The sequence below is a fragment of the Butyricimonas faecihominis genome, assembly GCF_033096445.1.
Lineage (GTDB): Bacteria > Bacteroidota > Bacteroidia > Bacteroidales > Marinifilaceae > Butyricimonas > Butyricimonas faecihominis.
On sequence record NZ_AP028155.1, the window covers coordinates 1,190,406 to 1,207,357 of the forward strand.

Below are 16,952 nucleotides of genomic sequence, written 5' to 3' on the forward strand. Positions count from 1 at the left end.
TACTAATGAAGTTTCAATATTGGTATAAAAATATCTGCGAGAATTATGTCGAACAAGACTAAAGAGGATTATATTCAGCGTACATTTTCCCTCTGCTCAAAAGATTTTACCAATCATATTCGGGTGGGCTGTAAGCGAGTTTCTTCTGCAAGCCCGATGATAAACAAAATGTTTTGACTACCGGTATAAAACGAAGTCTTGGAGCGGTTGGCAAATCTTTTTGTATCGGGCGTTTTCACCAAAGAGTCTTGTGAAAGTGGAGCAACGTGTAACATTGCGCAACCGAACAAGTCTCTTCAGAAAGAATAGAAGAAGCCGCTTACGGGATGGGTGAAAAGTATAAAGGCAAGCCATCAGAATATAACAGGCAACCATACAAGCAAAAACAAAAGCGACCGAAGCCGCTTTGTTCATTTAGTGAGGCAGGAATTACTTCTTGCCTTTTTTCGTTTTCTTTTCAGGCTCTGCCGGAGCTTCCTCCTTGTCGGGTGTTGGGTAGAACTTGTTGGCGACCATGACGATGCGACTGTGTTTTACGCCGTCTTTGTCGATCCACTCTTCGGGTTTGAAGTAGCCCTCCACGGTCAGCAGAACGCCCTTGGTTATCTGGTTGAGTGAATCTGTGTTGGCGTTGTTGCGCCAGGCTTCCACGTTGATGAAGGCGGACACACGTTTTGTTTCCTCTCCATTCTTCTCCTGACGGCTTACTGCCAATGAGAAGCGTGCCACGCTTGCGTTTGCGAACTGACGGATTTCTGCGTCCTTACCTACGAATCCTGATACTGCGAAATTGTTCTCAATCTGTTTCATATTACAATGCTTTAAGTTGTTATTAAAATTATTTTTACGCTGCCAACATAAGTGAGTGCAGAATAGGGTTGCGACAAGGATAGCAATCAAATACGCTTTATTTTTGTCAGCGCAAGCCGTCAAAACCACAGGCTCGATAAAGGAAGATTTGTGAAGCTACGCCATTGACCAAGGCTCTTTAGCCGTGCCCGGCTGCATACTAACTTTGCAACGGAAAAATGTGTGATAACACGACCAAAAGCGGTTGTGAAACGGGTTGATGAAAAAAAATGAGCAAGGCTTCGTGAGTGGACAGCATCCGTCCGTAAATGTAAGTTTGAATAAACGCTCCGGCTGTAAGTCCAAAAGAAGAAGTATGATCGGAGAGGAACGAGTATTGTCGCCAAAAGTGGATGCCGGACAATGCCTGCATTTATATCGTAAGCCGACCAAGAGCATTCTGCCGTGGAGTGTGCCGCCCCGGAAAACAGACCGACTTGACGAACAGTCGAAAACCGCATCAGAATAGTCGCCTTCTACTTCAACGGCCGACAAGACAAGGATGCCCAAGAAGAGAAAGAAAAGCAGAAGTCCCGCTATCGCCGGACAAAGCAGCCTTGGTCGCTATTGGCGAAGTATGAACTATCGTATCTATAAAAGGTGTATTCCCGGCGTCTCCGAAATAATACTAATTTACAAAAGGTAGTCAGGCTTGTTTCTACAAGCCCGGATTATAAAAGTCGATTGCCATTTATGGCATATTGGTCAATAACAGAAATGGCAACATAGAGAAACATTCTCCGTGCTGCCATTCGCCTGAAGCCTGTCATCATTCCAGATATGACCAGTCGGCTATCTCCAGTTCCTGTCCACAAGGGAAATCGTCGATGGGGTCGCAAATGAACGTACCGCAGAAATTGACCACCACGCAACCGTTCTTCAATGAGGCAGGTTCCGTCCAATCATCGTCCGTATGCCGAATGTGATACCATAGTTTCCCTTTGGGCAATGTATTGGTATCTATCCGCAGGTCTATAAATTCGCCCTCAATGGTCTTGCCATTAGCCAAAGTCAGAAGCATTGGCGTTTTGCTTTCTTGTCTATAATCGTACAGCATAATATTTTTATTTTAATCGGTTATTTCAATGATTTCATCAATCCTGCCACAAAAGAATGCCCTCAATGAGGTTTTATCAACGGCATAGTATTCTGCAATATGCCCATATTGCTTGACAAAGAAACGTTTCAGCACATCCGAAAAGTCAAAGCGGTATCCTCCTAATGGAACTCCTTTCTTGAAATAGGTATTTCTGTTCACGCTGTTTGTCAGCCAATTCTTCTGCTGTCGGCACATAGGAACGCCATCATTGAGTTGTTGTCTCAACTGATATACCATGCTATTTTGCAGGGTTGAAAGTTCGGGAATATCCCAATCCACAAATCTTGTCGCTATCGGTGTCATCATAAATCAATCCTCCATTAGTCATAGATTAGTACCTCGTCCCGGTATTCCACTACTTCTTTGCCGTTGTTGAGCCTTACCACTATTTCAGAGCCATAATCGCCAACCACTTCGCCCTCAGTATATCCTTTGTAAGGTGTTAGTAAAGTACAAGAACACCCGATAATCTCTGTTGCCTGTTCTTCTTCGTAATACATAGTACGCTTGTGTTTAAGGGTTATCTGTAAGACCATTCTCCGTTTGAGAATACCTGAAAGTTCACATACTCGTTGCACAGCTCGTGTGTCAGCACTCGGATATAAATCTTGTCTTTGCTCTCCAAAAGAGAAATCATTTCGTTTATCTCTTTTTCGGGATAATCCCACTTTGAGAAAAACTCTCCCTCGATACTGTCCTCTGCCCTGTCAAGATAACAGTCGCAAAAAGTTTCATCTAAAAATTTCTCTACCTTATCAAGGTCTTTCTCGTTCTCCGTACTTGCGTAGAAGATGTTTGTCGCATAATTTGCCATAATCGCTTCTGATTTGAATTTTTACTTTTCCCTCTGGTCGCATCAGCTACTTTCAGGTTTGATTAAAATTATGTCGCATTGCAAGGTGTCCCGGCTCTTCTTGCAAGGTTTCATTGGCAAAATACTACCTCTGTTAATAACCGAGTGTGGAGATTTTGACAGGAACCGGCAGGCTTGACCTTGCAAAGAAGAAAGACAGGACATATACCTTCGCGACACAATTCTTATTCAACCAGCCCGAAAGTGATGTGGAAGAAGAAAATGGATAGTGGGCGTATAACAGGAACACTATAAACGGTGAACTGCATTTCAAGTAATAGCGAGTTAAAAAGAAGTCTTTGCTGGCGAAAAGAAAAAAGACGGCCAAAATGTTCAGATTTTGAGATTATCAAGCGGTTTAGTTTAGAACTTGATTAGATATACAAAAACCAAACTAAACTTATTTATGAAGGCTTTTCAGAAATAATACAGGACTCAGTCATGAAAACGAGGGACAGCAAGGGACAAAACGAAAGATGGCGAGGGACAAATTTTGTCCCCCTAATTTCAGGCAGCTTCTAAAATAATATATTATTACTTTTCTTTTGGTATGCAAGAATTGATACAGGATTGCTGATTTTAAAATTGGGTGCATGTGATTACTTTGAGAGTTTCAGAAATGATACTAAACCTAACCTCACGGCTGAGGGACAAACAAAACAATAGCGAGGGACAAATTGTGCCCCTCACATTTCAGTGTCATTTTCTGAAAGGGTTTTATTGTTTTTCTTTATTTTTCTATGCGAAATTTTGTCCCCCGTTTGTCCCCCAAAAATACTCTTCAAAAATTTCTCCATTGATACACAGCGATTTACACGATACAAATATCGTTTGCGTGGGGAAATAAACATTCTGCATCGGAAAATAACAGCATATAACAAATTGATTATCAGCATACTACACAATATACAATAGAAAGTAAAAGAAGAAACAGTCCAACTTAGATGACATTGATAATCAATACATTAAATGCAAAGGAATAATAAAGTATTGTATCAATTTTTCATGATTTTGTCCCCCGTTTGTTCCCTGAACGGATACAAGGGACAAAATTCTGTCCCTCATACAATTTAACAGTGATAAATAGGCAAATTTTATCAGTACCACTAAAACTTATCCAAATTACAGATAATATTCGAATAGAACTGAATTGTTTTTTCAGCCAAAATAGATTCTGATAATCAAGCGATTTGTATATTTGAATATCAGTGATTTTTATAGGGTAATTTAAAGAATTCACTGAAAAATATTTGGAGTATTGCGAAATTATTCTGTATATTTGCGCCTCTTTTGAAAATTTACAATGCAACAAAATAGAATGAACATATTATCCCAAACGACAATTCGAGGCAACAAATGCTTCGAAGTTCAGTCGTATGTTCTTCATGTTTGGAGCATTGAAACGCCAGAGAATATCATAAATACTTTCCAACGAACAGATATAGGAGATAAGATGCGATAGATGCTCGTATCTTGATCTTAAAATAAACAACAGAATAGTTGGAGAGTCCTTACCGAACTTTCCAACTATTTTGTTTTATGCCCATTGGTGACTGTTTGCTCCGTGCAATTCCTCTCTCGTCATTTCCGTACAATGAGCACAAGAACAACCAATTTTAATTAACCGCACAGCAATGTGCACAAAAGAGAGCAAAATGAATTACAAGTTTGACGGAAGCAAGGTGTATTTTACATCGGACACGCACTTTTATCATTCGAATATCATTGACTTTTGCAAGAGGCCATTTAAGAATGTAGAAGATATGAATGAAACGCTGATCGAAAATTGGAACCGGGTAGTTGGTCAAGATGATATAGTGTTTCATCTGGGGGATTTTTGCCTGGGAGGATCCCATGAATGGACCAAGATTCTTAACAGACTGAATGGAAAAATCTATCTCATTCTCGGTAATCATGATCTAAAAAATATCAGGCAAGGGTACGCCAGCAGGTTTGAATTGACAAGCATGCAAATGCACATAGAGGTCGACAAGCAGAAAATCTACCTGAACCACTATCCGTTCCTCTGCTATGGAGGTGCTTACAGGAATATGTGGCAACTGTTCGGGCATGTGCATACGAGCAAGAATAATACGGGAAAAGACGCTTCACGGCTGGATATGCTCTTTCCGACGCAATATGATGTGGGAGTGGATAATAATGACTTTACTCCGGTCTCATTTGAGCTGGTAAAGAGGATAATCCAAAAACAGGTTGAACAAGCAAATAAAAATAAGTAATATGAGAATACAATATATGAGCGATCTGCATTTTGAGTTCAGGGAGAACAGCAGGTACATAAAACAAAACAGATTTCCGGTAACGGGCGATATACTCGTATTGGCCGGAGACATTTTCTATCTGAAAGACAGAGTGGCTCCTTTGGGGAATTTCTGGAAATGGGCATCTAAAAACTATAGGCAGGTTCTTATTGTTCCCGGGAACCATGAATATTACAATTATTGCGATGTGATGGAACGGGGATTACAATGGCGATGGATGTTCAAAGAGAATGTCGGTTATTATCAAAATCAAGTATTGAGAATAGACGATACCGATTTCATAATGAGCACATTTTGGTCGCATATCGAACCGGCAGACGAATATTTCGTTTGGAAAGGACTTAACGATTTCCGTCAGACCATGTACAAAGGGAAACTGCTCCAAACGGAAGCATATAATCAGATGCATGACTTCTGTTTAGGGCATATCAAAAAAAGTCTTGCCGAAAGTACGGCAGAACACATAGTGGTCGTGACTCACCACCTGCCTACTTTGCAGGTTGTTGCTCCTCAGCATAAAGGTTCCGTATTGAACAGTGCCTTTGCCAGTGAATACGGAGACCTGATCGCTAACAGCCGGATCAATGCTTGGATTTACGGACATTCGCATACCAATATCGACACAGAAATCGGGAGTACAAAAGTGATTTGCAACCAGATGGGATATACATTTGAAAACGAGCATGTAATCAATGGATTTGATCCAGGGAAATTTTTAACGATTGAAAACGAATGAGATATGGAACGACATAAGAAGACAATCTTTACCAGGCATCTTTTCATAGACTTGGCAAAAGAATGCGGATTGAATGCTGCGATATTCGAACAGCTCGGAAGCGGGCGCAATACAGAAATCGTGGTTGATAACGATACATTGAAGATGTTAGTTAAACTTCAGGAGCAATTTGCTCAACTGGAAGAGATGGGTGACAATGAATACAGAGGATTTTATATCGAATTGCCCCGCCCTACTCAGGAAGAATGGGGAGATTGCGACGCGTCGATTGCAGACGGAGAATATGAGAGCACGGAAGAATACCTCCGGGATTGGGAATTGTCAAATCCCAGAGAAACGGTATGGTATCATGTCAGCTCCGCCAGGTACAGAGAAAATCGCACCATACAATTCACGGATAGGAAACACTCGTATTTTACTATTGCGAATTATTCTCGATATATAAACCGAGTAGGTAACAATTTTCCCAATGAATGGCAAAGGGATTTCTTGGCTAAGTTGACCTTATATTTTCATAAGCTAATCGATACTATCATACAAGATCCGGAGGAGTTCAATGATTATGTAGCGAATCATCTTCCTTACCAGCAGCGAGACGGGAAAATTGCGAGAAAGGAGTTCAACAGAATAGAACCGAGATTTAAAATTGAGGTCGAAGACGAGACGACTGCAATAAAAGCACTGGAGGATTCCGTCTGCAAGAATTTCGGGCGGCCGTTAGATACAATGACGATACGTTCGTATTGCAAATATTATCGGATCGCTCATGAAGCCTATGGCCGGTATTTTGAAAGGTTTGATACTACACGAAAGATACGTACCCTCCCGAATGGAGTGCCATTGGAATTACAGGATGTCGCATATTACAACATGGTTAAATTCTGTGATTTGCAGGATAAATACGCTCTCGACAGTGAGACGGATTTCAACAAATTCGCCTCGGACCATTATGGGGAACTGGGATTGTTGCGGTTGAATATACTCGCATCGGATTTTGACAGCCCCGGATGGAGAATCATTGTTTCCAACAGCTACTCGGCGTATGTGGATGTTGCGGTAGAAGTCGCCACTGCACTATACAAGTCTGGCGCTCCTTTGGAAATACACGACGCTGCCAAACTTTTACGAATACTCAAGGAGAAGGATCATGTGAAATTGATTCCGTACACATTTCACGACTACATGGGCCATCATGAAGAAGGAACCGTTTATCAACTTCCATGGGAATACGAATGTATGGATAGCGAGGAGAATGTTTTATCATTGAAACAATACCATGACATTATCTCTCTGGCAGAATGGGATGAAATAGAAAAAGTAAACATTGACAAAAACGAGGTTGTGTCGAAATTGTGACACAACCTCATAATTATTAGCAACATCTTTGGCAGACAATGATACTCTGCCCAATATGTTATAATTAACTATATAATTAAAAACAAAAGGAATTAATTAAAAAGAAGCGTGTAAAAGAATGAAACTTGACTCAAATTTTATAGCATTCTGCAAGCAGAGCATCGCATTGGAACAACGAATGGCGAAACAGGCGGGAAAACGGTTGAATGAAGCGATGCGCAACAATATCCAAGATATTAATGTATTGGATCGGATTGCAGACCAGCTACTTGACACTATGTCAGGGCTATCAGGTGCGGGAGAACGAACTTATATGAAATATATCAAATACTTGGGAACGTTTAACCCTCAAGCTGCAAAAGAAACAAAAGATACCTATGAAGATATCATGGGATATAAGATACATGTAGCATACGCAGCGGCACGATTGGCCAAAGAATTGCACAAAGGACAGGTAGATCAAGCAGGTAAAAATTACTTTGAAGAACATTTATCGACTGTCGGACGAAACGGTTTCGACTGGAAAGAAAAAACCGTGGGATTTCTGTTTAATGTAGCTGAAGATACAGGTCATACCGTAAAAGAGATCATTAGAAAACTGAAAGCGATACTGGATGACTGGGAGAAGAACAAGGAAAAACATGACTGGATTTATGAATTTGAAGATATCGTAGGATCCTTTCCGAACGAAAAATACCACAAATTAACAAAGCAAGAATGGGACGAGATTGAAGAAGCTCTCGATCTAATGGACTTCCGCACAACTACCAATCGTGAAACATATATCGAGCGTTTCCGCGGACATCGTTTGGCCATCAAAGTCAAATTGAATGACCTTCAGTACAATATGGATATTACCCGCATTCTACACCATACAGACAAAGACTTAGCGAGGATGGAAAGACATAAGAAAGAATATTATCTGTTATTAAAGATGCTGGCAGATTGAAGTTTTAAGACAATCAAAATTTAACTCAACTTAGTGGCATGAACCTACAAGAACAAAAGATGTAAGGTTTAACCGAGATGATGGAAATCATATATCTATCATGCCACATATGGTAAATCAAAGAAAAATGAGAAAAGATTACTTCTAAACGACTCAGAAGACTTGTAAAAACGCAAGTTTGACATATTATGTACATCTATTTTGGAAGTAACTAAGCTTTTGAATGGTAAGCTGTAATAGTCAAGACTTGTTCAGAAAGATGGCCTTTCACTTCAACGTTTCGCTTACTGCAATCAATCTCGCCAAGGGCACTTGCAAAAGAATGAAAATCAAATATTCGGTTTCTTCATGCAAGTCGGTAACACACAATGCCAATATGCTTGAACGGCGTGTTCGCCATTCAAGCAGACACGACATTAATTGACAAAATTTTCAAAGAACTACTTTTATTTACCGCAGAACCACTTAGACTTGGCTAATTTTTAACGAACTATTGAATATATTTTCAATACATTTTTGCGGAATTTTCTCTTGCTCTAGACGTAGGTTGTGAGACTTGATATGATTATACAGTGTGGCTTCCGCAGGGGTAAGATGGAGAGGCTTTGATACATTGCTTGGAGTGCCTTTGTCGCCTTCAAAATAGGTGTCAAAGGTAGCGCGATCCATCAGAAGGCTTTGCGTCTGGGGAAAATAACTGCGGAACTGCGAGAGAATTTCGAAGCCCTGTACATCAATGTCGCCCCAATAGTATAGGGAAGCGTGCCGCATGAATGGAACAGACTTGAGGATGCCAACGGTGAATCCATGCCCCCAAATCAGCAGACTTCCTGCCAACTTGGGAAAAGTCAGGAAGTTGACTTTATTCTCCACCACAAACACCTTCTGCACAGGCAACGATAACGCACAGAACTGACTCTGAGGCATCGTCAGATCGTCTACACCAGAAAAGTATTCACTCGCAATCGATGCTTCCAACACACGAATGCGCACCCATGGCTCATCGTATCGCAATCCAAAGCGCTTTTCGAACTCCTTCTCATCCGAACAGACATGCTCTACAATGACAATATCCAGCAACTCACGAAGCACTCCCTTATTGCGCTCAATGAACTTGGTGTGCACCTCAATAGGCAATTCACGAATGTACAACTCTGGACAAGGATTCGCCACAAAATAGCGCAAAACTTTCAACAAATCAGGCCAAGAGGAAGCATTCTCAATCACCTTAAGTGGATAGCGTTCCACCCATGGACGAAGCTGCGGAAACTCATTAAACAACATCGCCACATCCTTGCGAAACTGTGACACTTCACCACCCTTCAGCAAGAAGCGCTCAACGTCCGATGCACTCCTGAACAACACACGCTCAGGCAGATCCTGTTCGCCCAATGCTTTCGTTTTCACTGTTTTCCACTCAATCGTGTAACCAAAGCCCTTCACCTCTTTCGATTGCGAACGGATGTCCGTCAGTTCGTGCTGATACTCATCCATCGATGCGCTCGCTTTCTTATCGCAAGGAATCACAATTGGTTCAAACTCAGAGCCAGCGACCACTGAACGCAAATAATCCACATACTTGCGTTCCGTCTTCTTACGTATTTCTGCTGCCGTTATCATACCTCCATACTCCTTTCACGTTCTGCCTTAAACTCACTGATAGGCATATTATAGAGTACAGAACGGTCGCCCTTGCGCTCCACATAATGCACATACGAAATATCGTTCTCCACGATGTGGATGTTGTCACTCGGAGTCACCACGAGCAACTGCAGGTGGAGCTGTTTGCAGAGCGAAATCAGATAGCGAGCCTTGTCCTCGTCCTGTGCGCGAAAAGCCTCATCTATGGCAATGAAGCGGAACGAAGAGTCGAGTCCGTTCTTAGTCAAGCCAAACTGATAAGCGATAGCTGACCCCAGGATGGTATATGTCAATTGCGCCTTCTCGCCACCTGACAGCTGTCCCATAGCCTCGTAGGTGTTACGCTTCTGATCATCGTCTTGATAAAACTCCTCCGCCTTATATGTGTACCATCCACGCACATCCATCACCAACTTTCGCCATGATTCGTCTTGTAAACGAGACATCAGCGGTTCGATATGCTGTTCAAAATGAATCCTGCTGCCATCGATTGTCGAATTCATCTCATGGATGTTCGGGATTGCACTACTCAGAAGGTCTTGGAACTCCTTCAAATCCACGTTCAATCGTTTGGCTGCGACCAACTGGATATACGTCTTTGGAGCATCCTTGAAATCGATGCCCACAAGATACGAATTCAATTGGTCGATGGTCTTGGTGATAGACTGGCGCCAGTTCTGGAAGAACATATTGAATGCACTGACCTTGTTGATGATATTCTCCTGTAAATACTTGTTGAAGCGCGATTCAAACCCAGGCAGATCTTCGTCCAGCAATCGTTGGTAATAGGTCTGATATTCGCCCACAAACTCCACGGCTTCGGGCAAACGGTTCACGTCCGAACGCCAATCGCGATACTTCGCGGTAATTTCCTCAATGGGATTCTTGAAGCGATAAATCAGGTTCTTCAAATCGCCACTCTTGCTACCCTTCGTCTCACGTTGTTTCCGCAAAGCGGAATTGATGTCACTCTGTAACGTGTCACGCATTTTGTCCAAACCCACCAATGCCACATTCAGTAAATCTGTGTGTTGCGACTCAAAAGCATCGGTATCAACAACGCCTATTTGAGCCAAAGCCAAAGCACAATCATTGCTCTGTTTCTTGAGTATATTCTCACGATTTTCCAATAATGCTTTGTTACCGATAGCTTCATTAAACTTCTCCTCAAGTGCACCAAGTTCCTTTCTCACCCTCTCCAATTGCCCCTGCAACATCTTCACCTTATCATTGGTCTCCTCCAGTTGTCGCTTCTGTTCTTCCTTTTGCTGAATGACGAGTGCACACGACCACCAGTCGATATCATCAAATTTATCGTATTTATCAAACAGCTTCGAGTAGGTTTCTCGCTTCTCCTGAGCATTCTTTGTATCTGCCTCTATACGACGGACTTTGGTTGCCACCTCCTTTTCATCCTGCTGCAACTGGCGTACTTCCGCCTGTAGCATGGCAATCTTCTCCTTATTGTCCCAGCCCAACACATAGTGTTCCTTGCCTCGTGTCTCTGGTCGGTCGTCTTTCTCATGCTTACCACCTCTCGCTTTTATCAGTCCCTCTTTCGTTACTGCTTTCTCTTGCAGATAGTTGAAGTCCGCAAGCGAATCAACACAACTATAGTTGAACTCAGCAAATAACCTATCCTCAAGCCAATCCAAATACAAGCACTTTGACTTGTATTCAACCTTACGGAGCAACGAATCCACCTTCAATGTCCTATCCTCAAACTCACGAAGAGGCTCTGTGCCCTCGTATCGCTGATACACGATGCGTCCTCGCAGATTATGACCATTCACATACTCATTCACCTGCTTGTAATACTTCTCTGGCACCACCAATCTCAAGGCAAAATTGTGCAGAATACGCTCGATGGCATACTCCCAATCGCACTCAATATCCTTCACACGTATCAGTTCACCGATGAATGGAATCTCTTCGGCGGTTGCACCAACAGCCTCCAGTATCTCATCACGAATCTCAGCCACACGACCAGAGATATTGTTCTTATGCTGCTGCAGATAGCGTATAGTATCCACTCGCTCTGATATCGTGCAGTTGATTTCATCCTGACGGTTTTGTGCCTGACGCTTCTCTTCCATGAGTTGCCTGTCAATCTTTACCTGCAGAGCATCTTTCTCGTGTTTGGCGGTCGCACGATTGGCATCGAATACCTCTGCATCAGGACTTTGTGTCAGCTCCACCGTCTTTGCCAGCTTATCGTATTCTTCGGCTTTGGCCTTGCGGTTATCACGCATCTTCACCTTCTGATTGATTTCCTTCTCAATCTCACGTATCTGCTGACCCACCTCGTCCTTCTCAATAGCCACCGACAAGCACGTCTGCTCTTGTTCCAGCTCACTCTTCTTCACCTTTAACGCCTTCAACTCATCTTCCAGTTTTCTCAAGTTGCTCTTGCAGCGCACCAACTCCTCGTTGCACAAATCCACCGTTCGCGCAGCAAACCAATAGGCCACCACACTCTTCTCTTGCTCCAATTCAGCTATGCGCGTGTCTATCGCCATCAGTTCCTTTGCCAATGTATTGATAGGTTCCAGTTGGGCAATCTGCTCCTTCACCTTATCGATATTGGTTTTCGCCTCCATCAGATTTTGGAAGTTGTCCTTTAGTTCCTGGTACTTTTCCTCAGCCGGCACTTCCTCGAGCATATTCGTACGGATGAAACTGTCTAGATCGTCCAACACTTTCACGCCCACTATCTGATTGAAGAGTGTAAGCGCCTTGTCCGAACGCATTCCGAAGAGGGCTATCATCTTCTCGCCATACGCAACCGGGCCGTCAAAAAACTCTATCTTGCGTCTTGTGTCATTCGTATTGTATTTCTTCGTCAGTCGCTTGCGCCAGTCGCCATGCAGGTCAAACTCCGAAAAGTCGCGCTTTATAGTCAGCGGTTCGCGAGCTATACCAAACAACACCTTCAGTTCCTCGCCAGTGTAGTAGCGCACCTGAAACAGCGTCACCACACGTTTGTCCACATTGCAGAACGATGCAAGAAGTACCGAACGTGCCCCTTTGTCTCGCAATCTAAGCGTGGTAGTGCTCGCTGCACCCTCCTGCTGCTGATTGCCATAGTTGCCAAAGAAGTACGACTCCTCTGTACGGTTGCCCTTCTTCTCCACACCCGATGATTGGTTGTAGAATCGTTGGCGCTTCAGTGGCACTAGCAGCGTGAGCAGAGCATCTACCAGCGTACTCTTGCCCGATGCGTTGGCACCGGTCAGCAGCGAGTTATTGCCCTGCGTATTCATGCAGTACACCTTTTGGTCGAATGTACCCCAGTTCCACACTTCCAAATAGTCAAGCTTGAAGCCTGCCACTTCTGGACTGGTATTAAAGAGATTCATCTGCTGCATCATAGTCGTTCAGTTTGTTTTTGAATTCCAATAGATCGTCCAGTGTCACCTTCTCCTTGATGATGCGATGTATTTTATAGCGTTTCTCGCCCTCAGCATGCTTTGCTTCCACAAGGAAACCAAAGCTGACGATGCTGTCGATATAGCGGTCAAGGTCTTTCTCAAACTTGGCACGATTGAAGGTGGTGGGCAGGAACAGTTCCGCCTCTTCCTTTATTTCAGTGGCGGTTACATACTTATACGAAGCCTGCGACTCTGTTGGATTGCTGTCGAAGTCTTCGAGTATCTGCCTCAACACGATGAGTATCACCGACACCTCAAAACCATACAACCTTCTCGACGTCATGTTCAACGTTTTGTCATCGTCCAATTTCAGTTGCTTGACAAAGGCAAAACCCTCATCCTTTTTCACGATGAGTTCCAGCCCCATCACGCTGATATAGTCCAGTATCTCGCTCTGGTAGTCGAGTACATCATTCCACACTACATCGTCTTTCTCTACGATGCCTTTCAGAAGTTTCACCACAGCCCTGCTGTATGGTTGTATATTTGTTGCGTTCATCGTGTTATTATGATTTCGGGAATTGATATCGTTTTGTTTTCTGCAAAAACAATATATTGCTGGCGCTCTTCGTTTACCACAGTCTTATATTCCTTCAGCACGCCAATGTATCCAAACACTTCCGACAGACCTTTCTCCACACCCTCGTTCCGTTCTATCACCTCTGCTAGTGTCGTCTGCTGTCTGTCGTACAGCACCTTGTTAATGCGGTCTCTCAGCACCAGACGATCGATGTGATACGGATTGTAGAGTTTGCCTATGCGCTCCAAGTCGTCCAGACTCAGTTCAGCCATATCAGGCTTATCCTTATACACAGTCTCTTTTATAGGAGCCAGAGTCAGAGGGCGCTCGACTGGCAGATTGATATCGATAGTTTCATATTCAAGCGAAGCTTCTGGTTTCTCTTTCTGTTTGGTGGCTTCGATGAGCAGTTTCTTTATATCATTAATCACCTGCTTTGTCACCTCTGCATTCATCTGTCCGTTCTGGCGAATGATGCGACTCAGTTTCTCGCTCATGCGATCGTTGGTTTTCGCCACCTTCTCGCCTGCGTCAAACAGATGCTTTTTCATTTCCCTGAGAAACATGTCATGCGCATCAATGCCTCTATTCTCCAGTGTTTCATAGAGTGCACCAGTCAACTCGTCCCATTCTTTCTGCAGATCGGCCGAGAGCAGGAATTCCCAGAATGCATAGAAACTCTTGCCTTGTTGCGATTGTTTCAGTTCGCCATACGCATCAAAGATGTAGTTCAGCAATACTTTCTTCTCCGCATTGTCTGTCTGGCGCTCATATATCTCTTTGATAATCCCCTTGAAGTTGTCATCCACCTCCTTGAAATCGCTAAGCAGCTCCTTAGCCAGTTTATTCAAGCTATTGTATCGTGGTTCTATCTGGTAGTCCTCATACACCTCGACCTCTTCGCCCATCTCCAGTCGCTGAATCTGATGCTCTATCTCCATTTTTTTGGCTCGGAGCAGTTCCAGTCGCTTCTCGCGGTCCTCGTTCGAGTATTCCACCAATTCCTTCAGTTGGGCAAACAGCGTCTTGAACTTCGATTCCGTACCGATGTAATCCTCTTTTTTCAAGCTCACCACCCAATCCATCAGTTTGCTTGTGTGCGACGAAATCTCGTATATCACCTCTCCCTCTTCGTTCTGATAGTTGGTCAAGAATCCCTTGTCTGTCCAGTCTTTGATGAGTCGTTTTGCTTTCTGTTCGTTCGACTCCCCTAGTCTTGTCATTTCAAGATTATCCTCCACCAACGCATTTTCCTGCTCATCCAGTCGGTTCTCCAGTAGCATGTGCAAGCGTTCCTGCATTATAGCCGACTGTCCCTCAAACGCCTCAATGACAAAAGACAAGAAGAAATCCACACTTCTTGATTTTATGAGTCGTACGCTTGGTGACTCTCGTAATATTTGTGTTATTTCTTCTACTTGCATATCCATCAGTATATTTCTTATATGTTATTGTCACATCTTTGAAGGATAAACGAGCACCTCTTCTTCCCCTACTTCTAGCACCTTTGCTATCTGAAATAGAGTCTCGAGGCTGGATTATGCTGCATTCGTGCACCATTTTAATACTGTAGCAGGATCTAAGGTAATTGTTCTACAAGCCACTTGTTTGTGCGCTTCTTCTCTGCCAACATTCCTTTGATGCGATTTATGTCCTTATCCATGACTATGCATTACATATTATTTAGGGCAAAATATTAGGTGACTATATACTATCTTACAGCAAAATCCTCTATACACGATTATACGATTTATAGAAGGTTTATATTTTCTATATCCTACCGTTTAACAAGGATTCACACTTTAAGGCAATATATAGTTACCATATTTTATATGTTTCTCAATTGTGTGGCAAAATTACAAAATATTACTGAAAAACGATAAGTTCAGTGATAAAAAGAAAAGATCATGCGCTAAATTCTATGACTTCATTCTTCAGCCTTCTCTATTTACAAGCTTTATTTATTATGTGTTTAACAGCAAGCCTTCCTCAACTACCGAAAAATCTGTATAGACATATTTGATTAGGAGGAAACGCCAGCATTAGGAAAACTTCTTCATAAACCTTACCACTTCCGATATCGTACAAAAGTCAAACTTACCGGTTCTTATCATATAGGATTGCAGAAATATAAATATAGCGTGCCTTATTTAGTATGTAGACTAGTAAAGTACATACGAAGTACTACAAATATTGAATATCTCATTGACAGATAAAACTCATCTGAGAGACCTCTTTGATAAAACTAAATTTCAAAATGACAAAGAACGATTCGGACCAAATAGGCCAAGTTCATTTAAATTTTAATTCGGACCAATTTTAATGGGACACTAGTGATCCTAAAACTTAAAACATATATACCAAACCCTTATTTTTCTAATTTAAATTGAGCCTCTTTCTCTTTAATAAGCAATAAAGAAATATCAAATAAGACCTTTATAGTACTATTTAATTCAAGCGAAAAATCTTTAATCGAAGTGGTCATCTTATCAACATCATCATAGTATGAAATAATTTTTTTATCTAATCGTTCCAGTTCCATGTTAACATCCTTAATCTCTTGCAGAAATAACTTTCTCTTTTCTATATCTACCGCTTGTTTACTTAATTCCAATAAGATATTTTTTCGATGCATATTATTCTCTTTTATTTGAATATCATATCTGTTTTGATTAACACGTTCTATAAAAGAGAGTTCTTGATCCAATAAATCCGATAGTCCAATACGTGCTTTAATCCAGCATTCTTCATAAGTCTTTTCTAAATTTGTTTTCTGGCGTTGTACATCAACTTCAAACACATATCTATACTGCAAATCTGGTGCATAGATTCGACCTTTCATTTGACATATTTCTGATTTAGATAATGATATATTCTGATGGTCAAGACCAACAGTAATTCCCATAACATCTACTATATTAAGTAAAGCCAAATTATTTTTTAGACAGTTATTATAATCATCCAACTTTTTAATATTTTGTTGACGAATTAACAGTTTTTCTTGTTGTAGAATAGCTTTCTCACTATTTCTATTACTATAAATAATAGCAAGATAACCTACTACAACAGCAAAAATTCCACTACTATAACTTCCCCCAAAATTTAACCACGAGTCATTTGAAAGATTTGTTTTAATAACATTACCATATGCCAACAACGTATTAATGATAAATGCAATAGCAATTCCACTAATTATGATTCCCAAAACAACATATAAATCTTTTTTTTCATCAATT

At 41.9% G+C, this 16,952-nt stretch carries 15 protein-coding genes and 2 pseudogenes; 6 read left to right on the top strand and 11 right to left on the bottom strand.

Features of this window, described 5'->3' with window-relative positions; genetic code table 11:
- Positions 1–429: 429 nt before the first annotated feature.
- On the bottom strand, positions 430–810 hold the full coding sequence (locus R8806_RS05015) for a single-stranded DNA-binding protein (RefSeq protein ID WP_151411687.1): 381 nt from the start codon (positions 808–810) through the stop codon (positions 430–432).
- Positions 811–1,069: 259 nt separating this feature from the next.
- Here R8806_RS05015 and R8806_RS05020 point away from each other — a divergent pair, with 259 nt between their 5' ends.
- The gene (locus R8806_RS05020; protein ID WP_167513905.1) at positions 1,070–1,318 is read left to right on the top strand and encodes a hypothetical protein; all 249 of its coding nucleotides are present in this window, start codon (positions 1,070–1,072) and stop codon (positions 1,316–1,318) included.
- A gap of 300 nt (positions 1,319–1,618) precedes the next feature.
- Here R8806_RS05020 and R8806_RS05025 read toward each other — a convergent pair whose 3' ends face one another.
- The 4 genes from R8806_RS05025 to R8806_RS05040 are packed head-to-tail and all read right to left on the bottom strand — an operon-like array spanning position 1,619 to position 2,762.
- On the bottom strand, positions 1,619–1,906 hold the full coding sequence (locus tag R8806_RS05025; protein WP_149939592.1) for an LPD28 domain-containing protein: 288 nt from the start codon (positions 1,904–1,906) through the stop codon (positions 1,619–1,621).
- Positions 1,907–1,918: 12 nt separating this feature from the next.
- Positions 1,919–2,251, bottom strand: coding sequence for a molybdenum ABC transporter ATP-binding protein (locus R8806_RS05030; protein ID WP_151411705.1), 333 nt, complete (start codon positions 2,249–2,251; stop codon positions 1,919–1,921).
- 17 nt (positions 2,252–2,268) lie between these two features.
- The gene (locus R8806_RS05035) at positions 2,269–2,448 is read right to left on the bottom strand and encodes a ribonuclease P (protein WP_151411689.1); all 180 of its coding nucleotides are present in this window, start codon (positions 2,446–2,448) and stop codon (positions 2,269–2,271) included.
- 20 nt (positions 2,449–2,468) lie between these two features.
- Complete coding sequence (locus tag R8806_RS05040) at positions 2,469–2,762, bottom strand: hypothetical protein (RefSeq protein WP_027200667.1); 294 nt, start codon at positions 2,760–2,762, stop codon at positions 2,469–2,471.
- 1,694 nt (positions 2,763–4,456) lie between these two features.
- On the opposite strand from R8806_RS05040, the gene R8806_RS05045 reads away from it, so the two are divergent.
- The 4 genes from R8806_RS05045 to R8806_RS05060 all read left to right on the top strand — a co-directional run bounded on the left by R8806_RS05045 (position 4,457) and on the right by R8806_RS05060 (position 8,124).
- Positions 4,457–5,041, top strand: coding sequence for a metallophosphoesterase (locus R8806_RS05045; protein WP_032496686.1), 585 nt, complete (start codon positions 4,457–4,459; stop codon positions 5,039–5,041).
- A 1-nt stretch (position 5,042) separates the two neighbouring features.
- The gene (locus R8806_RS05050) at positions 5,043–5,819 is read left to right on the top strand and encodes a metallophosphoesterase (protein WP_124316934.1); all 777 of its coding nucleotides are present in this window, start codon (positions 5,043–5,045) and stop codon (positions 5,817–5,819) included.
- Positions 5,820–5,822: 3 nt separating this feature from the next.
- The gene (locus R8806_RS05055; protein ID WP_124316933.1) at positions 5,823–7,175 is read left to right on the top strand and encodes a hypothetical protein; all 1,353 of its coding nucleotides are present in this window, start codon (positions 5,823–5,825) and stop codon (positions 7,173–7,175) included.
- A 118-nt stretch (positions 7,176–7,293) separates the two neighbouring features.
- Positions 7,294–8,124 (top strand): hypothetical protein, encoded by an 831-nt coding sequence (locus tag R8806_RS05060; protein WP_124316932.1) that lies wholly within the window; start codon positions 7,294–7,296, stop codon positions 8,122–8,124.
- Between the two features lie 465 nt (positions 8,125–8,589).
- Here R8806_RS05060 and R8806_RS05070 read toward each other — a convergent pair whose 3' ends face one another.
- From R8806_RS05070 to R8806_RS05090, 5 genes and pseudogenes are all read right to left on the bottom strand, one after another.
- The gene (locus R8806_RS05070) at positions 8,590–9,744 is read right to left on the bottom strand and encodes a Wadjet anti-phage system protein JetD domain-containing protein (protein ID WP_007855926.1); all 1,155 of its coding nucleotides are present in this window, start codon (positions 9,742–9,744) and stop codon (positions 8,590–8,592) included.
- A complete protein-coding gene (locus tag R8806_RS05075; protein WP_124316931.1) occupies positions 9,741–13,136 on the bottom strand; it encodes an ATP-binding protein in 3,396 nt (1,131 codons plus the stop codon). The genes R8806_RS05070 and R8806_RS05075 overlap by 4 nt, the downstream gene beginning before the upstream one ends.
- On the bottom strand, positions 13,111–13,695 hold the full coding sequence (locus R8806_RS05080; RefSeq protein WP_007855929.1) for a DUF4194 domain-containing protein: 585 nt from the start codon (positions 13,693–13,695) through the stop codon (positions 13,111–13,113). The genes R8806_RS05075 and R8806_RS05080 overlap by 26 nt, the downstream gene beginning before the upstream one ends.
- Positions 13,692–15,146: a DUF3375 domain-containing protein gene (locus R8806_RS05085; RefSeq protein ID WP_007855930.1), complete on the bottom strand. Its 1,455-nt coding sequence runs from the start codon at positions 15,144–15,146 to the stop codon at positions 13,692–13,694. The genes R8806_RS05080 and R8806_RS05085 overlap by 4 nt, the downstream gene beginning before the upstream one ends.
- Before the next feature lie 24 nt (positions 15,147–15,170).
- A pseudogene (locus R8806_RS05090) lies at positions 15,171–15,379 on the bottom strand (helix-turn-helix domain-containing protein).
- Between the two features lie 506 nt (positions 15,380–15,885).
- Between R8806_RS05090 and R8806_RS05095 the strand changes: the two are divergent.
- Positions 15,886–16,023, top strand: a pseudogene (locus R8806_RS05095) (IS4 family transposase); the annotation flags it as partial.
- 61 nt (positions 16,024–16,084) lie between these two features.
- On the opposite strand, the gene R8806_RS05100 reads toward R8806_RS05095, so the two are convergent.
- Positions 16,085–16,921: a hypothetical protein gene (locus R8806_RS05100; RefSeq protein WP_183312845.1), complete on the bottom strand. Its 837-nt coding sequence runs from the start codon at positions 16,919–16,921 to the stop codon at positions 16,085–16,087.
- Positions 16,922–16,952 lie beyond the last annotated feature (31 nt).

Excerpts from the sequence above, each read along its gene's own strand:
- R8806_RS05015 (WP_151411687.1), bottom strand. The coding sequence starts at position 810 with ATGAAACAGATTGAGAACAATTTCGCAGTATCAGGATTCGTAGGTAAG.
- R8806_RS05020 (WP_167513905.1), top strand. The coding sequence starts at position 1,070 with ATGAAAAAAAATGAGCAAGGCTTCGTGAGTGGACAGCATCCGTCCGTA.
- R8806_RS05025 (WP_149939592.1), bottom strand. The coding sequence starts at position 1,906 with ATGCTGTACGATTATAGACAAGAAAGCAAAACGCCAATGCTTCTGACT.
- R8806_RS05030 (WP_151411705.1), bottom strand. The coding sequence starts at position 2,251 with ATGACACCGATAGCGACAAGATTTGTGGATTGGGATATTCCCGAACTT.
- R8806_RS05035 (WP_151411689.1), bottom strand. The coding sequence starts at position 2,448 with ATGTATTACGAAGAAGAACAGGCAACAGAGATTATCGGGTGTTCTTGT.
- R8806_RS05040 (WP_027200667.1), bottom strand. The coding sequence starts at position 2,762 with ATGGCAAATTATGCGACAAACATCTTCTACGCAAGTACGGAGAACGAG.
- R8806_RS05045 (WP_032496686.1), top strand. The coding sequence starts at position 4,457 with ATGAATTACAAGTTTGACGGAAGCAAGGTGTATTTTACATCGGACACG.
- R8806_RS05050 (WP_124316934.1), top strand. The coding sequence starts at position 5,043 with ATGAGAATACAATATATGAGCGATCTGCATTTTGAGTTCAGGGAGAAC.
- R8806_RS05055 (WP_124316933.1), top strand. The coding sequence starts at position 5,823 with ATGGAACGACATAAGAAGACAATCTTTACCAGGCATCTTTTCATAGAC.
- R8806_RS05060 (WP_124316932.1), top strand. The coding sequence starts at position 7,294 with ATGAAACTTGACTCAAATTTTATAGCATTCTGCAAGCAGAGCATCGCA.
- R8806_RS05070 (WP_007855926.1), bottom strand. The coding sequence starts at position 9,744 with ATGATAACGGCAGCAGAAATACGTAAGAAGACGGAACGCAAGTATGTG.
- R8806_RS05075 (WP_124316931.1), bottom strand. The coding sequence starts at position 13,136 with ATGATGCAGCAGATGAATCTCTTTAATACCAGTCCAGAAGTGGCAGGC.
- R8806_RS05080 (WP_007855929.1), bottom strand. The coding sequence starts at position 13,695 with ATGAACGCAACAAATATACAACCATACAGCAGGGCTGTGGTGAAACTT.
- R8806_RS05085 (WP_007855930.1), bottom strand. The coding sequence starts at position 15,146 with ATGGATATGCAAGTAGAAGAAATAACACAAATATTACGAGAGTCACCA.